Raw genomic sequence first — 19,567 nt, forward strand, 5'->3', positions numbered from 1 at the left:
CCTTTCCTCCTGGCGGAGCAGAGAGCGGGCTGTGGTGCCCCGCTCTCGATTCGCGTCACGTGTTATTCGGTTTCCAGATCGATGTCGATACCCAGCGAACGGATCTCTTTGATCAGTACGTTGAAGGACTCGGGCATGCCCGGCTCCATACGGTGATCACCGTCCACGATGTTTTTGTACATCTTGGTACGGCCGTTCACGTCGTCCGACTTCACGGTCAGCATTTCCTGCAGGGTGTAGGCGGCGCCGTAGGCTTCCAGTGCCCAGACCTCCATCTCACCGAAGCGCTGACCACCGAACTGCGCCTTACCACCCAGCGGCTGCTGAGTAACCAGGCTGTAGGAACCCGTGGAACGCGCGTGCATCTTGTCGTCCACCAGGTGGTTCAGTTTCAGCATGTACATGTAGCCAACGGTGGTCGGACGCTCGAACTGGTTACCCGTACGACCGTCGATCAGGCGCATCTGGCCGCTTTCTGGCAGATCAGCCAGTTTCAGCATGGCCTTGATTTCGCTTTCCTTGGCACCGTCGAACACCGGGGTGGCCATTGGCACACCGCCTTTGAGGTTGTGCGCCAAACGAAGGATTTCCTGATCGCTCAACTCATCCAGGCTTTCCTGACGACCGCCGATCTCGTTGTAGATCTGCTGCATGAACTTACGCAGTTCAGCGACCTTGCGCTGCTCTTCGAGCATGCGGTTGATCTTCTCGCCCAGACCTTTGGCCGCGAGGCCCAGGTGGGTTTCAAGGATCTGACCGACGTTCATACGCGACGGTACGCCCAGCGGGTTCAGTACGATGTCCACCGGCGTACCGTGGATGTCGTGCGGCATGTCTTCAACCGGCATGATCACAGAGACCACACCCTTGTTACCGTGACGACCGGCCATCTTGTCGCCCGGCTGGATGCGGCGACGGATTGCCAGGTAGACCTTGACGATCTTCAGCACGCCTGGAGCCAGGTCATCACCTTGCTGCAGCTTGCGCTTCTTGTCTTCGAACTTGTCGTCGAGCAGCTGACGGCGATCGGAGATGTAGGCCTGAGCCTTTTCCAACTGCTCGTTCAGGGCATCGTCAGCCATGCGCAGCTTGAACCACTGGCCGCGCTCGAGGCCGTCGAGGAACTCGTCGGTGACCTCTGCGCCTTTCTTCAGGCCAGCGCCGCCTTCAACTTTCTTGCCAACCAGAGCGGAACGCAGACGCTCGAAGGTTGCACCTTCAACGATGCGGAACTCTTCGTTCAGATCCTTACGGATCTCGTCGAGCTGGCTCTTCTCGATCGACAGAGCACGAGCATCACGCTCAACGCCGTCGCGTGTGAAGACCTGCACGTCGATAACGGTACCTTTGGTGCCAGTTGGCACACGCAGGGAGGTGTCTTTAACGTCAGACGCCTTCTCACCGAAGATCGCACGCAGCAGTTTCTCTTCCGGAGTCAGTTGGGTTTCGCCTTTTGGCGTGACCTTGCCGACCAGAATGTCACCTGGACCCACTTCAGCGCCGACATACACGATGCCTGCTTCGTCCAGCTTGTTCAGCGCCGATTCACCGACGTTCGGGATGTCGGAAGTGATTTCTTCCGAGCCGAGCTTGGTGTCACGCGCCACACAGGTCAGTTCCTGAATGTGGATGGTGGTGAAACGATCTTCTTGCACCACGCGCTCGGAGAGGCAGATGGAGTCTTCGAAGTTGTAACCATTCCACGGCATGAACGCGACGCGCATGTTCTGACCCAGAGCCAGCTCACCCATATCGGTGGACGGACCGTCGGCCAGGATGTCGCTGCGCTCAACCTTGTCACCTTTGCTCACCAGCGGACGCTGGTTGATGCAGGTGTTCTGGTTGGATCGGGTGTATTTGGTCAGGTTGTAGATGTCGACACCGGCTTCGCCAGTTTCAACTTCGTCGTCATTGACGCGAACTACAACACGGCTGGCATCGACGGAGTCGATCACACCGCCACGGCGAGCCACGACGCAAACGCCGGAGTCGCGCGCTACGTTGCGCTCCATGCCAGTACCTACCAGCGGCTTGTCAGCGCGCAGGGTTGGTACAGCCTGACGCTGCATGTTCGAACCCATCAACGCACGGTTGGCGTCGTCGTGCTCGAGGAACGGGATCAGCGAAGCGGCAACCGAAACTACCTGCTTAGGGGATACGTCCATCAATGTGACGTCTTCAGGCGCTTTAACGGTGAATTCGTTGAGGTGACGTACAGCCACCAACTCGTCAACCAGCTGACCTTTGTTGTTCATGGTCGCCGAAGCCTGGGCGATCACGTGATCGGCCTCTTCGATGGCGGACAGGAACACGATTTCGTCGGTAACCAGGGTGTCTTTCACCACACGGTACGGACTCTCGAGGAAACCGTACTGGTTGGTGCGCGCATAGGCTGCCAGGGAGTTGATCAGACCAATGTTCGGACCTTCAGGGGTCTCGATCGGGCACACACGGCCGTAGTGGGTCGGGTGTACGTCACGGACTTCGAAGCCAGCACGCTCACGGGTCAGACCGCCAGGGCCAAGAGCCGAAACACGGCGCTTGTGGGTGATCTCGGAGAGCGGGTTGTTCTGGTCCATAAACTGCGAGAGCTGGCTGGAACCGAAGAACTCTTTCACCGCTGCCGCAACCGGCTTGGCGTTAATCAGGTCTTGCGGCATCAGGCCTTCGCTTTCGGCCATCGACAGACGCTCTTTGACCGCACGCTCAACACGTACCAGGCCAACGCGGAACTGGTTCTCGGCCATTTCGCCTACGCAGCGAACACGACGGTTACCCAGGTGGTCGATGTCGTCGACGATGCCTTTGCCGTTACGGATATCGACCAGGGTCTTGAGGACCGCAACGATATCTTCCTTGCTCAGCACGCCCGAACCTTCGATTTCGGTGCGACCGATACGACGGTTGAACTTCATCCGGCCCACGGCCGACAGGTCGTAACGCTCGGCGCTGAAGAAAAGGTTGTTGAACAGGGTCTCGGCAGCATCCTTGGTTGGCGGCTCGCCAGGACGCATCATGCGGTAGATCTCGACCAGCGCTTCCAACTGATTGGTGGTGCTGTCGATCTTCAGGGTATCGGAGATGAACGGACCGCAATCGATGTCGTTGGTGTACAGCGTTTCGATGCGTACGACCTGAGCCTTGACCACTTTGGCCAGGATCTCAACGTTCAGTTCGGTGTTGCACTCAGCGATGATTTCGCCGGTAGCCGGGTGCACGATGGCCTTGGCCGAGGTGCGACCGATCAGGTAGTCGATCGGCACTTCAAGCTCTTTGATACCGGCTTTGTCCAGCTGGTTGATATGGCGCGCGGTAATCCGACGGCCTTGCTCAACGATGACCTTGCCCTTGTCATCGAGGATATCGAGGACGGCAATTTCACCACGCAGACGCTGCGGTACCAGCTCCAGGTTGAGGGATTCGCCCTTAACGTGGAAAACGTTGGTCGCATAGAAAGCGTCCAGCACTTCTTCAGTGCTATAGCCCAGCGCGCGCAGGAGCACGGAAGCCGGCAACTTGCGACGACGGTCGATACGCACGAACACGGCGTCCTTCGGATCGAACTCGAAGTCCAGCCAGGAGCCGCGGTAAGGAATGATGCGCGCCGAGTACAGCAGCTTGCCCGAGCTGTGCGTCTTGCCACGGTCGTGGTCAAAGAACACGCCTGGGGAGCGGTGCAGCTGGGAAACGATAACACGCTCGGTACCATTGATAACGAAGGTACCGTTCTCGGTCATGAGCGGAATTTCGCCCATGTACACTTCTTGCTCTTTGATGTCCTTGATCGCTTTGTTCGACGATTCTTTGTCGAAAATGATCAGACGGACTTTTACCCGCAGCGGTACGGCATAGGTTACGCCACGCAGCGTACATTCCTTGACATCAAAAGCCGGCTCGCCCAAGCGATAACCGACGTACTCCAGAGCAGCATTGCCGGAGTAGCTGATAATCGGGAAAACAGACTTGAAGGCCGCATGCAGGCCAATGTCGCGGAACTGGTCCTTGGTCGCCCCTGCCTGCAGGAATTCGCGATACGAATCCAGCTGGATGGCCAGGAGATAAGGCACATCCATGACATCCGGCAACTTGCTAAAGTCCTTGCGGATACGTTTTTTCTCAGTATATGAGTAAGCCATCAGCGTTCCCCAGCTTGGTCACCTGCTTATTTGGCCCCTCCGACGGGAGTTGCCAGAAACTCTTGCAAACCCGAGGTTTGCGCCACCTCATCGGGTGGGTATTTCACGCTCTAGAGCAGCGAACGATTCGCCGACCTAGAACGGAAAAAGGCCGGTGGCAAAAGCCACCAGCCATCAGCCTTTCGCTTAACGCTTGGGCTGTAGACGCAAGGTCGTCGCTTACTTGAGCTCGACTTTGGCGCCAGCTTCTTCCAAAGCAGCTTTGGCTTTGTCGGCTGCGTCTTTCGCAACAGCTTCCAGAACCATGGCAGGAGCGCCGTCAACTACAGCCTTGGCTTCTTTCAGGCCCAGACCGGTCAGTTCACGAACTGCCTTGATCACGTTTACTTTCTTCTCGCCGGCTTCAACCAACATCACGTTGAATTCGGTTTGCTCTTCAACAACAGCGGCAGCAGCAGCTGGACCAGCAGCAGCAACAGCAGCGGTAACGCCGAAGGTTTCTTCCATTGCTTTGATCAGTTCAACAACTTCCAGAACAGTTTTCTGGCCAATTGCTTCGATGATTTGTTCGTTAGTCAGAGACATGACTTAAATCCTGTATTGGGGTGACAGCCTACGCAGCCATCAAATTAAACATATGATTTTGAAAGAGCTTGCGATGCCTTAGGCAGCGGTGGCTTCTTTCTGGTCGCGAATGGCCGCCAGAGTACGAGCCAGCTTGCTGGTAGCGCCTTGGATCACGCTCATCAGCTTCGCAATAGCTTCGTCGCGAGTTGGCAGCGAAGCCAACACGTCGATCTCGTTTGCTGCGAGGAACTTGCCCTCGAACGCAGCTGCCTTGATCTCGAACTTATCCTGACCCTTGGCGAACTCTTTGAAAATACGAGCGGCAGCGCCCGGATGTTCCTTGGAGAATGCAATCAGGGTCGGGCCTTTGAACACGTCGTTGAGGACCGAATACTCGGTGCCTTCAACAGCGCGCTTGAGCAGGGTATTACGTACAACACGTACGTATACGCCAGCTTCGCGGGCCTCTTTACGGAGTCCGGTCATAGCGCCTACAGTCACACCACGGGCATCAGCCACGACAGCGGACAGGGCTACTTTGGCAGCCTCGTTGACTTCAGCGACGATGGCCTTCTTGTCTTCGAGTTTAATTGCCACGGGTAAAACTCCTGCTTGTTACCGTTTCATCTGGCCGAAGCCGGATGTCGTTTTGGTGTCTGATTCGGTAAAGAACCGGGAGCACCATCTGCGTAGGCTGTTAATTTAAGGCTTACGCCACCTACGGTCTTGGATAGCCCCCGCAAAGCAGGGACCCCAAAGATTCGAGACAGCGCAATTACTCGCACTGCCTCTATGTATTACGCGTCGAGCGAGCCTTGGTCGATGACCAAACCAGGACCCATGGTAGTGCTCAGGGTTACGCGCTTGACGTAAACACCTTTCGAAGTCGATGGCTTCAGACGCTTGAGGTCGGAAATCAGCGCTTCAACGTTCTGCTTCAGCTTCTCGGCGTCAAAACCAACCTTGCCGACGGAACCGTGGATGATGCCGTTCTTGTCAGTACGGAAACGCACTTGACCAGCTTTGGCATTCTTCACAGCGGTAGCCACGTCAGGGGTAACGGTGCCGACTTTCGGGTTAGGCATCAGACCACGTGGGCCGAGCACTTGGCCCAGCTGACCCACAACGCGCATTGCATCCGGGGAAGCAATTACTACGTCATAGTTCAGGTCGCCGCCTTTCATTTCAGCAGCCAGATCGTCCATACCTACGCGATCAGCGCCGGCAGCCAGAGCAGCTTCAGCAGCTGGACCCTGGGTGAACACAGCAACGCGAACGCTTTTGCCCGAGCCGTTCGGCAGAACGGTGGCGCCACGTACAACCTGGTCGGATTTACGCGGATCAACACCGAGATTGACGGCGATATCTACCGACTCAGAGAACTTAACTGCAGACAGCTCAGCCAGCAGAGCGGCGGCTTCAACAAAGTTGTAAGCCTTACCAGCTTCAACTTTCTCAGCGATTGCCTTTTGACGCTTGGTCAACTTAGCCATTACACACCCTCCACGTTGAGGCCCATGCTACGAGCGGAGCCGGCGATAGTACGCACAGCTGCATCCATATCAGCGGCAGTCAGATCGGCCTGTTTGGTTTTGGCGATCTCTTCCAGCTGAGCACGAGTAACGGTGCCAACCTTAACGGTGTTCGGACGAGCCGAACCGCTGGTCAGGCCAGCAGCCTTCTTCAGCAGAACCGAAGCAGGGGTGCTTTTGGTTTCAAAGGTGAAGCTACGGTCGCTATAAACAGTGATGATCACTGGAGTCGGCAGACCAGGTTCCATGCCCTGGGTACGGGCGTTGAACGCCTTGCAGAATTCCATGATGTTCACGCCGTGCTGACCCAGAGCTGGGCCGACAGGTGGCGACGGGTTGGCTTGTGCAGCCTTTACTTGCAGCTTGATATAAGCCGTAATTTTCTTAGCCATGAGCTACTCCAGTTTTGGGTTCTAGCGCCTTTCGGCTCCCCAGTTATTGCCTATTTATCCCAGTGACGACAAAACCCCGCAGCCTATGGCTGCGGGGTAAGGGATGCTTATGTCAGTTATGCCTTTTCGACCTGACTGAACTCCAGCTCGACCGGTGTTGAGCGACCAAAAATAGTCACTGCCACCTGGATGCGGCTCTTCTCGTAATTAACTTCTTCAACAACACCGCTGAAATCGGCAAACGGACCATCGGTCACGCGCACCATTTCACCCGGCTCGAACAATGTTTTCGGCTTCGGCTTGTCGCCACTGTCGGCTACACGACGCAGAATGGCATCAGCTTCTTTTTCTGTGATCGGCGCAGGCTTATCTGCAGTACCACCGATGAAGCCCATGACGCGCGGGGTGTTCTTGATCAAATGCCAAGTAGCCTCGCTCATCTCCATCTGCACCAGGACATAACCTGGGAAGAACTTACGCTCACTCTTGCGCTTCTGACCGTTCCGCATCTCCACTACTTCTTCAGTGGGGACCAGAATCTCGCCAAAAACGTCTTCCATACCAGCGAGCTTCACACGCTCGACTAACGAGCGCATAACATGCTTCTCGTAACCCGAGTAAGCATGCACAACGTACCAACGCTTAGCCACGGGACACCCTTAGCCGACAATCAACGAAACAAGCCAACCAAGCAGGGAATCTAAACCCCACAACAACAGCGCCATAACCAAAACAACAGCCACAACGATCAAAGTTGTCTGCGTGGTTTCCTGGCGAGTTGGCCAAACGACCTTGCGAATTTCAACGCGAGCTTCTTTTGCCAACACCCAAAAGGCCTGACCTTTTGATGTTTGCAGGGCAATCACACCAGCCAATGCAGCAACGACCAGCAAGGCCAGAACGCGATACAGAATAGGCTCAGCAGAGAAATACTGATTACCGACCACGCCTGCGATTACCAGAGCAGCAACTACGAGCCACTTAAGCAGATCGAAGCGAGAGTCTTTGGCTTCAGCCTTAACATTCATCTACTAATATCCTGTAAAAAGACGCGCCAAATTCTAGGGAAAATGGCAGGTCAGGAGGGAATCGAACCCCCAACCTACGGTTTTGGAGACCGTCGCTCTGCCAATTGAGCTACTGACCTAAAAACTGAATCAGGCCGGCCATTATGCCGGCCCGATCAAAACAGATCAATCGATTACGCGATGATCTTGGCTACGACGCCAGCGCCGACGGTACGACCGCCTTCACGAATAGCGAAACGCAGACCTTCTTCCATTGCGATGGTCTTGATCAGAGTGACAGTCATCTGGATGTTGTCACCTGGCATTACCATCTCAACGCCTTCCGGCAGTTCGCAGTTACCAGTTACGTCAGTAGTACGGAAGTAGAACTGAGGACGGTAGCCTTTGAAGAACGGAGTGTGACGACCGCCTTCTTCTTTGCTCAACACATACACTTCTGCAGTGAAGGTGGTGTGCGGCTTAACCGAACCTGGCTTGACCAGAACCTGGCCACGCTCTACGTCGTCACGCTTGGTGCCACGTAGCAGAACGCCGCAGTTCTCACCAGCACGACCTTCGTCGAGCAGCTTGCGGAACATCTCAACACCGGTACAGGTGGTCTTGGTGGTATCACGCAGACCAACGATCTCGATTTCTTCCTGAATCTTGACGATACCGCGCTCAATACGGCCAGTTACCACGGTGCCACGACCGGAGATCGAGAACACGTCTTCGATTGGCATCAGGAACGGCTTGTCGATAGCACGAACTGGCTCTGGGATGTAGCTATCCAGAGTCTCAACCAACTTCTTGACGGCAGTGGTGCCCATCTCGTTGTCGTCTTGACCGTTCAGAGCCATCAGAGCGGAACCGATGATGATCGGGGTGTCGTCGCCCGGGAAATCGTAAGTGCTGAGCAGGTCACGCACTTCCATTTCAACCAGCTCCAGCAGCTCAGCGTCGTCAACCATGTCAGCCTTGTTCAGGAAGACAACGATGTACGGAACGCCTACCTGACGGGACAGCAGGATGTGCTCACGAGTTTGCGGCATCGGACCATCAGCGGCCGAGCAAACCAGGATAGCGCCGTCCATCTGCGCAGCACCGGTGATCATGTTTTTTACGTAGTCGGCGTGACCTGGGCAGTCAACGTGTGCGTAGTGACGCACGGACGAATCGTATTCAACGTGAGCGGTGTTGATGGTGATACCGCGAGCTTTTTCTTCTGGGGCGCTGTCGATCTTGTCGAAGTCAACCTTGGCCGAACCGAATACTTCGGAGCAGACGCGGGTCAGAGCAGCGGTCAGAGTGGTTTTACCGTGGTCAACGTGACCGATAGTGCCAACGTTGACGTGCGGCTTGTTACGCTCAAACTTTTCTTTAGCCATTTTGACTGCCTCCCAGAGAAGAATTGACTCAGCATCACCGCCATAAAACAAAGGCAGATACTTGCATATCTGCCTTTATTAGATGGAGCTCATGAGCGGACTCGAACCGCTGACCTCACCCTTACCAAGGGTGTGCTCTACCAACTGAGCTACATGAGCAAAACACATTGCGAAAACAACAATGCTGGAGCGGGTAGCGGGAATCGAACCCGCATCATCAGCTTGGAAGGCTGAGGTTCTACCACTGAACTATACCCGCGGAGCCTGCAGCTCTCGCTAAATCTGGTGGAGGGAGAAGGATTCGAACCTTCGAAGTCGATGACGTCAGATTTACAGTCTGATCCCTTTGGCCACTCGGGAATCCCTCCAAACGGGGCGGCATTCTCATTCGATGCCGACCTACTGTCAAGCAATTTCTCATTAAAAAACCTGAGGTTAGCTACATTGACAGCAACTTCGCAGAACACTTGTTAGCGCCACCCTGCGAAGCGGGCGCCATTCTATGCATTCTATTGAGGGCTTGCAACCCCTTCGCAAGGCATTAATTGCTGCTCTAAGCCTTTGAAGTCAAAAGCCAAACGCTGCAGCAAAGAATCATCCGCCAGACGCCTACTTTGTGGAGAGATACGCACCCAGAAACTACGATGCGCACGCGTCAGCTCACGCAGGGACGGCTCGTACCCGGCATCACGCAACCGCTGCATGACACTCTGCGCCGAATCGCTACGCGGAAAGATGCCCAGGGAGATACCGTTGGCCAAGTCGCCCTGAGTAATGATGTAGCTATCGATCTTGCGTGCCTGCAGCTCACGCAATTGGCGCAATGAAGCCTGCCGCGAAGCCAACGGTGGTAGATACACCCAGTAATCGACGCCAGCCGCTGCATCCATGCTTTGCACGCGCGACTGAATATCCAGGCTCAGCAAACGCTGCTCGACGGCAGAAGCATCCACCATCTCCTCAAAACTACCGAGAAACAAACAAACCGCCTCAGCAGGTTGCGCCACAGCAACCTCTCGCCGCGGCGGCGCACTCGACTCACTGAGCAGGCGAATATCGCGCTTACTGTCTTGCGCCATATTCAGCGGTGCAATCTCAGTAACCCGCAAAGGGGCCTGCTGCTGATGCCACACGTAATAGAACAGATTCAGTACAACCAACCACAAGAACATCCAGCGCATGCATGACCTCAATCTATGGGGCAAGCGATCGCCAAGCCGATAAACACCAGATCCGGCACAACCCTCGCACCCGGAATAACATCCATCACCAGCGGGGCATCCCCACCGGTGAGGAAAACATCAAAATCACTGCCCAGAAGCTCTGCCGCCATCGCTACCTGACCACTGACAAAACCGCGCAGCATCAACAAGCATCCACGTTCAACAGCTTCAGCAGTCGCCCGACCCGGGGCCAAATCGTCAAGCGCCTTGGCCGCCTCATCGCCGTCATAGCGCGTTCTGCGGGTATGGGTTCGCAACTGCGTGCGCATCAGCGGCATACCCGGGCAAATAAAGCCGCCCTGGTGCCCACCATCTGCACCCACAAAATCCGAAGTAACCGCAGTGCCCAGGTCAATAACCAGCGCAGCCTTGCCCGATAACTGATAAGCCCCTACCACCGCAAGCCAGCGATCAAGCCCAAGGCGCTCGTACTGCTCATAGCCATTGCGCACACCCGACAAGGAAACAGCAGAGCGAGCCGCACGACACTCGACAGTAAAAGCCTGCTCAAGCAGCGAGATCAACTGCACAGTCTCTTCGTCGCTGCGCACACTCACCAGACGACAGGCGCGCAGCTGCACAGCTTGCTCGCGGACAACCTCTATAAGTGCCTGATCCGAGTCAACGACACCGCCTACGTCTGCCGTAGGCTTGCCACCACCCAGCAAGCGCCACTTAATAAAGGTATTACCGCAGTCGAGCTCAAGAATCATCACGCAACCTCAGGCTAAGCTCACCGCCGCTAAAGCTTCGCTCAGCCCCATCAACACGAAGACGAATGGCCCCAGAACGATCCACCCCTAAAACCTCACCTTCTATAGGCTCACCGCCAGCCGTTAACGCAACCGGCCGCCCCTGCCAAAGGTGACAAGCCTGCCACTCATCCTGCAAAGCTGCGAAACCACCACGCAACTGAATATCCAGATACCGCGATAGCTGTCGATTCAACTCACTAACTAGTTCATTGCGATTTAACAGACGCCCCAACTCAGCACGCATCGAAGTCCAGGGCTGACCAATAGCCCCCTGATCGGCGGCAAGCATATTCACATTCAAGCCAATCCCGATGACCACATGACACACATCCGCCGGATCGCCAGACAGCTCTAATAAGATGCCAGCCAGCTTGCGCTCACCCACCAACACATCATTGGGCCACTTCAACCCGGCCTCTGCCACGCCAAATCCGCGAATAACCTGCAGGAGCGCCAAGCCAACTGCGAGGCTCATGCCTTCAAGCTGGCGCATGCCACCTTCAACACGAACAACCAAGCTGTAATACAGATTCTCGCCGAAGGGACTTACCCAACTACGCCCCCGCCGCCCTCGCCCACTGGTTTGACGCTCAGCGATCACATAGAACGGCAGAGTCTGCGCCGCAGGCAACAGCCGCAATGCCTCCGCATTGGTCGAATCCACGCTTGGCATAACGCACGCATGCCACTGCGGCGCACCCACTTGAGCATTTAGCAAATCCGCATCCAACAACTGCAGCGGCGTCGCGAGCTGATAGCCGCGCCCGCGCACCTTGTGCAAGGGTAACGACAACTCAGCCTGCAAAGCCTGCAGCTGCTTCCATACAGCAGAGCGACTTACGCCCAAAGCTGCGCCAAGCGCCTCACCAGAGTGGAAGCGCCCGTCTTGAAGAAGCCTTAACAATGCAAGCATGTGAGTCCCGCCAAGCAATAAGGCACGCATAATAACGATGCCCTGTTTAGTTGCCTATCAAAGGCTGTGCTGGGCATGGTTTGTTTTCGCGCCACAAAGTAAAACCCCCGACCGTTTTCACGATCGGGGGTTTTGGTATAGGTGCTTGACGATGACCTACTCTCACATGGGGAAACCCCACACTACCATCGGCGATGCATCGTTTCACTACTGAGTTCGGGAGCTTTGCAAGCCCTTTTTAAATCTAACTTCTTGTTTTATAAGAAGTTTAAGGAGCTACTTACGCCTGAAGAGGTGCGCATTATAGGGACTGGCAAACGAAGGTCAATGATTATTGCGCTTTTGTTTCTATACCCATGAAATCAAAGGCTGCAGCCACGCAAACCAACTGCGCGCCGCCTGCAGAAACGACAAAGCCGCTGAAGCTTACGCTTCAACGGCTTTGTCGTAACCATCACGCAAGCGTGCAACCAGTTATCCAGTCTTAAGCGTAATACGCGCGAACGCTTTCTTGCCGGCCTGGCAGACGTGCACAGCACCCACCTTATATATGAAGGCGCGATCCACCACCTCACCATCAACGCGCACACTGCCGGAGCCCAACAGATCACGCGCCATCGCGGCGTTCTTCACTAAGCCTGCTTTATTAAGCAGCGCGGCAATCGGCATATCCTCAGCCGACAGAACCTCGATCTCTGGCAGATCTTCAGGCAGCTCGCCTTCCTTCATACGATTGCCCGCCGAGCGATGGGCATTGAGCGCCGCCTCTTCGCCATGGAAGCGGGCAACAATCTCTTCGGCCAGCTTGATCTTGATGTCACGCGGGTTAGCGCCCTGCTCAACATCACGCTTGAACTGCTCGATCTCATCCATCGAACGGAAGCTGAGCAGCTCGAAGTAGCGCCACATCAGCGCATCCGGCATGGATACCAACTTGTTGTACATGACACCCGGCGCCTCCTGGATACCAATGTAGTTGCCCAGTGACTTAGACATCTTCTTCACGCCATCCAGGCCTTCAAGCAACGGCATGGTGACGATGCACTGTGACGACTGGCCATAGGAGCGCTGCAACTCGCGCCCCATCAGCAGGTTGAACTTCTGATCAGTGCCGCCAAGCTCGACATCCGCCTGCAACGCTACCGAGTCATAACCCTGAACCAGAGGGTAGAGAAACTCGTGAATGGCGATAGGCTGATTGGTCGAATACCGCTTACTGAAGTCATCGCGCTCCAACATCCGCGCCACGGTGTACTGCGAGGTCAGCCGAATGAAATCAGCGGGCCCCATCTTGTCCATCCAGGTGGAGTTGAAGGCGACCTCGGTTTTCGCCGGATCGAGAATCTTGAACACCTGGGTTTTATAGGTCTCCGCGTTCTCCAGCACCTGCTCGCGGGTCAGCGGTGGGCGTGTGGCGCTCTTACCACTGGGGTCACCAATCATTCCTGTGAAATCGCCAATCAGGAAAATCACCTGATGCCCCAGTTCCTGGAACTGACGGAGCTTATTAATAAGCACGGTGTGCCCGAGGTGCAAATCAGGCGCCGTCGGATCAAAACCGGCCTTAATACGCAGCGGCTGACCACGCTTGAGCTTTTCAATCAGCTCAGCTTCAACCAGAACCTCTTCCGCGCCACGCTTGATCAGCGCCAACTGCTCTTCAACCGACTTCATGACAGGACTCACGACCACTCAAAACAAAAGGGAACCAACCATACAAGATCGCAGACAAATCACAAGTTCTGCCGGCCACCCCACCTACGCTAAGACCGCCTAGCGACAACCGGGGTTGCCTAGCTAGCGATTTGGTTATATTTTATACAATTACTGCATATTCATCATTTCGTTTATCTATTTCTTTTCATTTTTAAAGTCAAAAAGCCGCCTATGACCTCTCCAACTAAAGCGCCGCCCCTGTACCCGAAAAGCCATATCTTGGCGGCCAGTGGCGTCGCCGCCCTACTGAGCCTAGCCCTACTGGTATTCCCCTCTCGCGAAGTTGAAGCAAAGAAAACCTACCTGAATCTTGAGCTGGACAGCGGCGCTGAATATGCGGAGCTGCAAGAAGATGCAGAATCCGCCAACACCCAGGCCCGTCAGTCACCATTCGCCAATACAGCAGCCACCGAGACACCGGACGAACAGCCATCCGCACAGGCTGCAGAACCCGAACAAACTGACCCGCTACACCATATTGTTCGCGTGGAGAACGGTGACACGCTGTCTACCGTGTTCGCCAAAGTAGGCCTGAGTGCGACCACGCTGCACGCCGTGCTCAACAGCAGTAAAGAAGCCAAGCAGCTGACACGCCTCAAAGTAGGTCAGGCACTTGAGTTCAAACTGAGTGAGGACGGCCAACTCGAAAGCCTGCACAGCAAACTCAGCGACCTCGAAAGTATCGCCCTGGCCAAAAATGACAACGGCTTCAGCTTCAAGCGTGAGCTGGTCAAACCCGAAGTCCAGACTACCTACAGCCACGGCGTGATCAACAGCTCGCTGTTTCTCTCAGCCAAGCGGGCCGGTCTGTCGCACAGCCTGACCATGGATCTGGCCAATGTATTTGGCTACGACATCGACTTCGCCATGGATATTCGCGAAGGTGACGAGTTCGAGCTGATCTACGAGAAGAAAGTAGTCAACGGCAAGCAGGTTGGGACTGGCAACATCCTCTCCGCACGCTTCACCAACCGCGGCAAGACCTACACAGCCGTGCGTTACACCAACAAACAGGGCAATAGCAGCTATTACAACGCCAATGGCGAGAGCATGCGCAAAGCCTTTATCCGCACCCCGGTGGATTTCGCCCGTATTAGCTCACGCTTTTCCACAGGTCGTCGCCACCCAGTGCTGAACAAGATTCGCGCGCACAAGGGTGTGGATTACGCAGCCCCTCGCGGAACCCCTATCAAAGCTGCCGGCGATGGTCGCATCACCCTGGCAGGCCGTCATGGTGGCTACGGTAATGCGGTCATTATCCAGCACGGTCAACGCTACCGTACCTTGTATGCGCACATGAACGGCTTTGCCAAAGGCATCCGCAGCGGTACCAACGTCAAGCAAGGCCAGATCATCGGCTATATCGGTACCACCGGCCTATCGACCGGACCGCATCTGCACTATGAGTTCCAGGTCAATGGCGTTCACGTTGACCCATTGAGCCAGAAGCTGCCAATGGCCGACCCGATTGCCAGCAGTGAGAAAGCCCGCTTCATGCAGCTGAGCAAACCGTTGATGGCGCAAATGGACAAAGAGAAGTCCACGATGCTTGCCCTCAACAATCAGCGCTAAATCATGCCCCTCTATCTCGGAGTGATGTCCGGTACCAGCCTGGACGGCTTGGACATTGCACTGATTGAACAGACACATAGCACTCGCTTACTCGGCACCCGCTACCTGCCGATGCCTGAAGAGCTGCGCAGCAGCTTACTTAACTTGTGTGCGCCCGGACCAGATGAGTTAGCCCGCGCCGCGATTGCCGAACAGCACTGGGCCACTCTAGCCGCACAGGGCATCAATGACTTACTTGCACAGCACGACACGCCCACACACAGCGTTCGCGCCATCGGTAGCCACGGCCAGACCGTGCGCCATGAACCTGCCCGCGGCTTCACAGTACAGATCGGCAACCCTGCCTTACTCGCGGAGCTAACTGGCATCAGCGTGGTCAGCGACTTTCGCCGCCGCGATGTCGCTGCGGGAGGCCAGGGGGCGCCGCTGGTTCCGGCGTTTCACCAGGCATTGTTCGCCAGCGAGAACAGCACTCGCGCCATCCTGAACATTGGCGGTTTCAGCAACCTCAGCCTGCTTGAACCCGAACGTCCGGTGCATGGTTTCGATTGTGGCCCGGGCAATGTACTGCTGGACGCCTGGATTCAACGTCACCAGGGCCTGACGTACGACCAAGACGGTCAGTGGGCGGCCAACGGTCAGGTGCAGATGGCACTTCTGCACGCCCTACTCAGGGATCCCTACTTCCAGACTCAAGGCCCTAAAAGCACGGGGCGCGAGCTGTTCAACCTGGCCTGGCTGGATCAGCACCTGCAGAACCTGCCGACGTTTGCTAAGGCTGACGTGCAGGCAACCCTTCTGGAACTGACCGCTATCAGCATTACCGAGGCGCTCAAGGCTGCTCAGCAGCACACCGAGATGCTGCTGGTGTGTGGTGGTGGTGCGCATAACCACACACTGATGCGCCGCCTGGCGCAGCTGCTGCCTAATAGCCAGGTGGGCAGTACCGACGCATATGGCGTGCCCGCAGACTGGGTCGAAGCCATGGCCTTTGCCTGGCTGGCGCACTGCTGCCTGGAAGGCATTCCCGCCAACCGGCCTAGCGTCACCGGCGCTCGCGGCCTGCGGGTGCTTGGCGCGATCTACCCCGCCTAATCACTTTTTCCAATCTGCTGCGCGCAGAAACGACAACGCCGTGCATAAGGCACGGCGTTAGCTTGAACAGCCTGCTACTCAGATCGAGAACGAAGAGCCGCAACCGCAGGTAGTGGTGGCGTTCGGGTTGTTGATGACAAATCGCGAACCTTCCAGACCTTCCTGATAATCCACCTCGGCACCTGCCAGGTACTGAAAGCTCATCGGATCGACCACCAGACTCACGCCTTCGCGCTCGATGATGGTGTCATCCTCGGCCACTTCTTCATCGAAGGTGAAGCCGTACTGGAAGCCGGAACAACCGCCTCCCGTTACAAACACGCGCAATTTCAGACGCGGGTTGCCTTCCTCATCGACCAGGCTCTTCACCTTGTTCGCTGCGCCCTGCGTAAATTGCATAGCGCTGGGGGTGAAGGTTTCGACGCTCATGCTGATTAACTCCCGGCGCTACGCGCCATACTGCATTCTGATCGGCATTATCCGCTTACCCGAGAAAAGCGGTCAACTATTGTGCAGCATCCAGCGTTTCTGGTAATTCCAACGGCCGCGGTTCGTCCTGCAAGCGGCAGAGGCGGCCTTCGATCTGCGCACCCATGGCCATTTCCATCAACGCGTAATACAGATTGCCGCGCACTCGCGCTCGCGCGCCCAACTCAAGGTGACCACTGGCGTGCACATCGCCAATCACCTCACCGTCAATCACGATATGGGGGGCGCGAAGCTCACCTTCAACCCGTCCCTGCACACTGACGCGCACCATGCCTTCGCTGGCCACCAGGTTACCGATGACTTTGCCATCGACCTGCACCGCGCCTTGAAAGCGCAAATCGCCATGCAGCTCGGCACCTACCGCAATCAGGCTGGTCTTGCCCGCGAAACGCTGCACGTCGGTACGTGCCTTGTCTTTATTCCACATAAGGAACAGTTACTCCTCTTTGTTCCACTTGAACGTGCGCAGCAAAGGCTTCTCGCCCTGCACCTCGGCACGCACCTTGATCTCGCGCGGGACAAACCCTTCTGGCAACTTTAGCTCGGCAAACCGCCCAGCTTCAGGAATAGCCTGAAAGTGCTTGAACACGAAGGTAATCGGCTGCTCAGGCAACGCATCGGGCAGGTCCGCAGACAGCGCAGCCAGTTCGAGCGTAACGTCCTGCTCGCCTTGCTTGCCGACGATCGACACATGCAACTGCCCTTCCAGCGGCGCCTCACCTTTGCCCACGCGACTGAGGAGTATCTTGTAGCGGAAAAGCTCGGGGCTGTCCGTGGCCTGCAGCTCAAAGGCCCGGATGCGCAAACCTTCACGACGACTAGCAGGGGCCAATACACCTTTGTAGAAGGCCAGATCCTGCTGCTGTTTATAGATCTGCTCTTCCAGCAGCTTGATACTCAGCCGGCTCTGCTCGTTGGCCTGCTGGCTGAGTTTTTCTGCACTGCTCAATACCGCCACACGCTGCCGGAGCTCTTCGAGATCACGCAGCAGTTGCTCATCGCGCGCTGATTCGACTGGCGGCCCCACTGTCACGGCAGGTTGCGTGTAATGCTGCCACCAGATGCCCGCATAAAACGCCAGCGGAATACACAGCACCAGCAGTAGGCCGAATACTCGCCGGCGCCTGGCGCGCCCGGGGTCGCTGAGGCGGACCTCCCAGCCCGCCATCAGGGCAACATGGCCGCGTGAGATAAGCCCAGGCGCTCATCGAGGCCGAAGAGGATGTTCATGTTCTGCACTGCCTGGCCCGACGCACCTTTGACCAAGTTGTCGATCACCGAGAGCACCACCACCAGGTCGCCATCCTGTGGACGGTGCACGGCGATCCGACAGACGTTGGCACCGCGCACACTGCGCGTTTCCGGGTGGCTACCAGCGGGCATAACATCAACGAAAGGCTCGTTGGCATAACGCTGCTCGAACAACGCCTGCAGATCCACCGAGCGGTCGACAACGGTGGCGTAAAGCGTGGCGTGAATACCGCGGATCATCGGCGTCAGGTGCGGCACAAAGGTCAGGCCGACATCCTTACCCGCAGCCCGGCGCAGGCCCTGGCGGATTTCCGGCAGATGCCGATGACCTTTCACCCCATAAGCCTTCATGCTCTCACCGGCCTCGCTGAACAGCGAACCCACGCTGGCACCGCGCCCGGCACCGCTAACCCCGGATTTGCAGTCAGCAATCACCTGCGTGGTATCAGCCAGACCGGCCTCAAGCAGCGGAATCAGCGCCAGCTGCGCGGCAGTGGGGTAGCAGCCCGGCACGGCGATTAGACGCGCCTGCTTGATCGCGTCACGGTTAACTTCCGGCAAGCCATACACCGCTTCCGGAAGCAGGTCCGGCGCGCCGTGCGGCTGACCGTACCACTTGGCCCATTCATCGGCGTCCTGCAGGCGGAAGTCGGCGGACAGGTCGATCACCTTGGTTCCAGCGGCCAGCAGCTCACCGGCCAGGGCATGCGCAACACCATGCGGGGTGGCGAAGAACACCACATCGCAGGCGCCCAGGGTAGCGACGTCCGGCACGCTGAACGCCAGGTTGTCGTAATGACCGCGCAGGTTCGGGTACATCTCATCGACACGCATGCCGGCCTCGGAGCGCGAGGTAATCACCTCGACCTGCGCTTGCGGGTGTTGCGCCAACAAACGCAACAGCTCGACACCGGTATACCCCGTGCCGCCGACGATTCCGACCTTGATCATCACTTGCCCCTTTGCAATACCAGCAGTGGAAAGCTGCCGATGATACGGCCGCTTCGGCCAGGGGCCAACACTTGAGCGCCGCATGTGATGACGGAGGCGGTCATGCCCACTACTATCTGGGCACTTTCCTGTAACGAGTGCGCACGATGCTCTATCTATGGCTCAAGGCTTTTCACATCATCGCCATGGTCTGCTGGTTCGCCGGCCTGTTTTACCTGCCGCGCCTGTTCGTCTACCACGCCATGAGCACCGACGAAGTCAGCCGCGAACGCTTCTGCATCATGGAGCGCAAGCTCTACCGCGGGATCATGTGGCCATCACTGATTTTTACCGTCGGCCTAGGTCTGTGGCTGCTCAGCCTTAACCCGAGCTACTACTTCAGCCAAGGCTGGATGCACGCCAAGCTGAGCCTGGTGGCGCTGCTGGTGGTCTACCAGTTCATGTGCGGCGCCCAGCTCAAGGCCTTTGCCCGTGGCGAGAACCAACGCGGCCATGTGTTCTACCGCTGGTTCAATGAAGCGCCCGTGCTGGCCTTGCTCGGCATTGTCATTCTGGTCGTGGTTCGCCCTTTCTAAATACT

General features: G+C 56.6%; 19 protein-coding genes and 4 tRNA genes. 3 read left to right on the forward strand and 20 right to left on the reverse strand.

Features of this window, described 5'->3' with window-relative positions; all coding sequences use genetic code 11:
* Nucleotides 1-62 precede the first annotated feature (62 nt).
* The 16 genes from rpoB to tyrS form a co-directional block, all read right to left on the reverse strand.
* Nucleotides 63-4,136, reverse strand: a complete 4,074-nt coding sequence (gene rpoB / locus ALTER154_RS18930; protein WP_160089366.1) for a DNA-directed RNA polymerase subunit beta — start codon at nt 4,134-4,136, stop codon at nt 63-65.
* A 219-nt stretch (nt 4,137-4,355) separates the two neighbouring features.
* Nucleotides 4,356-4,721, reverse strand: coding sequence for a 50S ribosomal protein L7/L12 (gene rplL, locus ALTER154_RS18935; RefSeq protein ID WP_090256280.1), 366 nt, complete (start codon nt 4,719-4,721; stop codon nt 4,356-4,358).
* Between the two features lie 78 nt (nt 4,722-4,799).
* Nucleotides 4,800-5,300, reverse strand: coding sequence for a 50S ribosomal protein L10 (gene rplJ / locus ALTER154_RS18940; protein WP_069522397.1), 501 nt, complete (start codon nt 5,298-5,300; stop codon nt 4,800-4,802).
* Nucleotides 5,301-5,500: 200 nt separating this feature from the next.
* Nucleotides 5,501-6,196 carry a 50S ribosomal protein L1 gene (gene rplA / locus ALTER154_RS18945; protein WP_090256279.1) on the reverse strand — a complete coding sequence of 232 codons (696 nt, stop codon included), beginning with the start codon at nt 6,194-6,196 and terminating at the stop codon, nt 5,501-5,503.
* Nucleotides 6,196-6,627: a 50S ribosomal protein L11 gene (gene rplK, locus ALTER154_RS18950; protein ID WP_069522401.1), complete on the reverse strand. Its 432-nt coding sequence runs from the start codon at nt 6,625-6,627 to the stop codon at nt 6,196-6,198. The genes rplA and rplK overlap by 1 nt, the downstream gene beginning before the upstream one ends.
* A 116-nt stretch (nt 6,628-6,743) precedes the next feature.
* Nucleotides 6,744-7,277 (reverse strand): transcription termination/antitermination protein NusG, encoded by a 534-nt coding sequence (nusG, locus tag ALTER154_RS18955; RefSeq protein WP_090256278.1) that lies wholly within the window; start codon nt 7,275-7,277, stop codon nt 6,744-6,746.
* A 9-nt stretch (nt 7,278-7,286) separates the two neighbouring features.
* Nucleotides 7,287-7,655 (reverse strand): preprotein translocase subunit SecE, encoded by a 369-nt coding sequence (gene secE, locus ALTER154_RS18960; RefSeq protein WP_090256277.1) that lies wholly within the window; start codon nt 7,653-7,655, stop codon nt 7,287-7,289.
* 43 nt (nt 7,656-7,698) lie between these two features.
* Nucleotides 7,699-7,774, reverse strand: a tRNA-Trp gene (locus ALTER154_RS18965).
* A gap of 54 nt (nt 7,775-7,828) precedes the next feature.
* Entirely contained in the window at nt 7,829-9,022 is a 1,194-nt protein-coding gene (tuf, locus tag ALTER154_RS18970; RefSeq protein WP_160089368.1) for an elongation factor Tu, read from the reverse strand.
* Between the two features lie 83 nt (nt 9,023-9,105).
* A tRNA-Thr gene (locus ALTER154_RS18975) sits at nt 9,106-9,181 on the reverse strand.
* A 26-nt stretch (nt 9,182-9,207) separates the two neighbouring features.
* Nucleotides 9,208-9,281 (reverse strand) — tRNA-Gly (locus ALTER154_RS18980).
* Between the two features lie 24 nt (nt 9,282-9,305).
* A tRNA-Tyr gene (locus ALTER154_RS18985) sits at nt 9,306-9,390 on the reverse strand.
* A 141-nt stretch (nt 9,391-9,531) separates the two neighbouring features.
* A complete protein-coding gene (locus tag ALTER154_RS18990; protein ID WP_160089370.1) occupies nt 9,532-10,203 on the reverse strand; it encodes an SPOR domain-containing protein in 672 nt (223 codons plus the stop codon).
* A gap of 8 nt (nt 10,204-10,211) precedes the next feature.
* Complete coding sequence (locus ALTER154_RS18995; RefSeq protein ID WP_160090223.1) at nt 10,212-10,958, reverse strand: pantothenate kinase; 747 nt, start codon at nt 10,956-10,958, stop codon at nt 10,212-10,214.
* On the reverse strand, nt 10,948-11,913 hold the full coding sequence (gene birA / locus ALTER154_RS19000; protein WP_160089372.1) for a bifunctional biotin--[acetyl-CoA-carboxylase] ligase/biotin operon repressor BirA: 966 nt from the start codon (nt 11,911-11,913) through the stop codon (nt 10,948-10,950). The genes ALTER154_RS18995 and birA overlap by 11 nt, the downstream gene beginning before the upstream one ends.
* A 474-nt stretch (nt 11,914-12,387) precedes the next feature.
* Nucleotides 12,388-13,587, reverse strand: coding sequence for a tyrosine--tRNA ligase (gene tyrS, locus ALTER154_RS19005; RefSeq protein ID WP_160089374.1), 1,200 nt, complete (start codon nt 13,585-13,587; stop codon nt 12,388-12,390).
* A 213-nt stretch (nt 13,588-13,800) separates the two neighbouring features.
* On the opposite strand from tyrS, the gene ALTER154_RS19010 reads away from it, so the two are divergent.
* Nucleotides 13,801-15,201 carry a peptidoglycan DD-metalloendopeptidase family protein gene (locus ALTER154_RS19010; protein ID WP_160089376.1) on the forward strand — a complete coding sequence of 467 codons (1,401 nt, stop codon included), beginning with the start codon at nt 13,801-13,803 and terminating at the stop codon, nt 15,199-15,201.
* A 3-nt stretch (nt 15,202-15,204) separates the two neighbouring features.
* Nucleotides 15,205-16,296: an anhydro-N-acetylmuramic acid kinase gene (locus ALTER154_RS19015; RefSeq protein WP_160089378.1), complete on the forward strand. Its 1,092-nt coding sequence runs from the start codon at nt 15,205-15,207 to the stop codon at nt 16,294-16,296.
* A gap of 78 nt (nt 16,297-16,374) precedes the next feature.
* On the opposite strand, the gene erpA is transcribed toward ALTER154_RS19015, so the two are convergent.
* The 4 genes from erpA to argC form a co-directional block, all read right to left on the reverse strand.
* Entirely contained in the window at nt 16,375-16,725 is a 351-nt protein-coding gene (erpA, locus tag ALTER154_RS19020) for an iron-sulfur cluster insertion protein ErpA (RefSeq protein WP_090256106.1), read from the reverse strand.
* Nucleotides 16,726-16,801: 76 nt separating this feature from the next.
* The gene (locus ALTER154_RS19025) at nt 16,802-17,212 is read right to left on the reverse strand and encodes a polymer-forming cytoskeletal protein (protein ID WP_160089380.1); all 411 of its coding nucleotides are present in this window, start codon (nt 17,210-17,212) and stop codon (nt 16,802-16,804) included.
* Nucleotides 17,213-17,221: 9 nt separating this feature from the next.
* The gene (locus tag ALTER154_RS19030; protein ID WP_256665662.1) at nt 17,222-17,953 is read right to left on the reverse strand and encodes a DUF6776 family protein; all 732 of its coding nucleotides are present in this window, start codon (nt 17,951-17,953) and stop codon (nt 17,222-17,224) included.
* Entirely contained in the window at nt 17,953-18,987 is a 1,035-nt protein-coding gene (gene argC, locus ALTER154_RS19035; RefSeq protein ID WP_090256104.1) for an N-acetyl-gamma-glutamyl-phosphate reductase, read from the reverse strand. The genes ALTER154_RS19030 and argC overlap by 1 nt, the downstream gene beginning before the upstream one ends.
* Nucleotides 18,988-19,133: 146 nt before the next feature.
* Here argC and hemJ point away from each other — a divergent pair, with 146 nt between their 5' ends.
* Nucleotides 19,134-19,562: a protoporphyrinogen oxidase HemJ gene (gene hemJ / locus ALTER154_RS19040; RefSeq protein ID WP_160089382.1), complete on the forward strand. Its 429-nt coding sequence runs from the start codon at nt 19,134-19,136 to the stop codon at nt 19,560-19,562.
* Nucleotides 19,563-19,567 lie beyond the last annotated feature (5 nt).

The organism is Pseudomonas sp. 9AZ, assembly GCF_902506525.1.
Classification (GTDB): domain Bacteria; phylum Pseudomonadota; class Gammaproteobacteria; order Pseudomonadales; family Pseudomonadaceae; genus Aquipseudomonas; species Aquipseudomonas peli.

Excerpts from the sequence above, each read along its gene's own strand:
- rpoB (WP_160089366.1), bottom strand. The coding sequence starts at position 4,136 with ATGGCTTACTCATATACTGAGAAAAAACGTATCCGCAAGGACTTTAGC.
- rplL (WP_090256280.1), bottom strand. The coding sequence starts at position 4,721 with ATGTCTCTGACTAACGAACAAATCATCGAAGCAATTGGCCAGAAAACT.
- rplA (WP_090256279.1), bottom strand. The coding sequence starts at position 6,196 with ATGGCTAAGTTGACCAAGCGTCAAAAGGCAATCGCTGAGAAAGTTGAA.
- rplK (WP_069522401.1), bottom strand. The coding sequence starts at position 6,627 with ATGGCTAAGAAAATTACGGCTTATATCAAGCTGCAAGTAAAGGCTGCA.
- secE (WP_090256277.1), bottom strand. The coding sequence starts at position 7,655 with ATGAATGTTAAGGCTGAAGCCAAAGACTCTCGCTTCGATCTGCTTAAG.
- tuf (WP_160089368.1), bottom strand. The coding sequence starts at position 9,022 with ATGGCTAAAGAAAAGTTTGAGCGTAACAAGCCGCACGTCAACGTTGGC.
- ALTER154_RS18990 (WP_160089370.1), bottom strand. The coding sequence starts at position 10,203 with ATGCGCTGGATGTTCTTGTGGTTGGTTGTACTGAATCTGTTCTATTAC.
- ALTER154_RS18995 (WP_160090223.1), bottom strand. The coding sequence starts at position 10,958 with ATGATTCTTGAGCTCGACTGCGGTAATACCTTTATTAAGTGGCGCTTG.
- birA (WP_160089372.1), bottom strand. The coding sequence starts at position 11,913 with ATGCTTGCATTGTTAAGGCTTCTTCAAGACGGGCGCTTCCACTCTGGT.
- tyrS (WP_160089374.1), bottom strand. The coding sequence starts at position 13,587 with ATGAAGTCGGTTGAAGAGCAGTTGGCGCTGATCAAGCGTGGCGCGGAA.
- ALTER154_RS19010 (WP_160089376.1), top strand. The coding sequence starts at position 13,801 with ATGACCTCTCCAACTAAAGCGCCGCCCCTGTACCCGAAAAGCCATATC.
- ALTER154_RS19015 (WP_160089378.1), top strand. The coding sequence starts at position 15,205 with ATGCCCCTCTATCTCGGAGTGATGTCCGGTACCAGCCTGGACGGCTTG.
- erpA (WP_090256106.1), bottom strand. The coding sequence starts at position 16,725 with ATGAGCGTCGAAACCTTCACCCCCAGCGCTATGCAATTTACGCAGGGC.
- ALTER154_RS19025 (WP_160089380.1), bottom strand. The coding sequence starts at position 17,212 with ATGTGGAATAAAGACAAGGCACGTACCGACGTGCAGCGTTTCGCGGGC.
- ALTER154_RS19030 (WP_256665662.1), bottom strand. The coding sequence starts at position 17,953 with ATGGCGGGCTGGGAGGTCCGCCTCAGCGACCCCGGGCGCGCCAGGCGC.
- argC (WP_090256104.1), bottom strand. The coding sequence starts at position 18,987 with ATGATCAAGGTCGGAATCGTCGGCGGCACGGGGTATACCGGTGTCGAG.
- hemJ (WP_160089382.1), top strand. The coding sequence starts at position 19,134 with ATGCTCTATCTATGGCTCAAGGCTTTTCACATCATCGCCATGGTCTGC.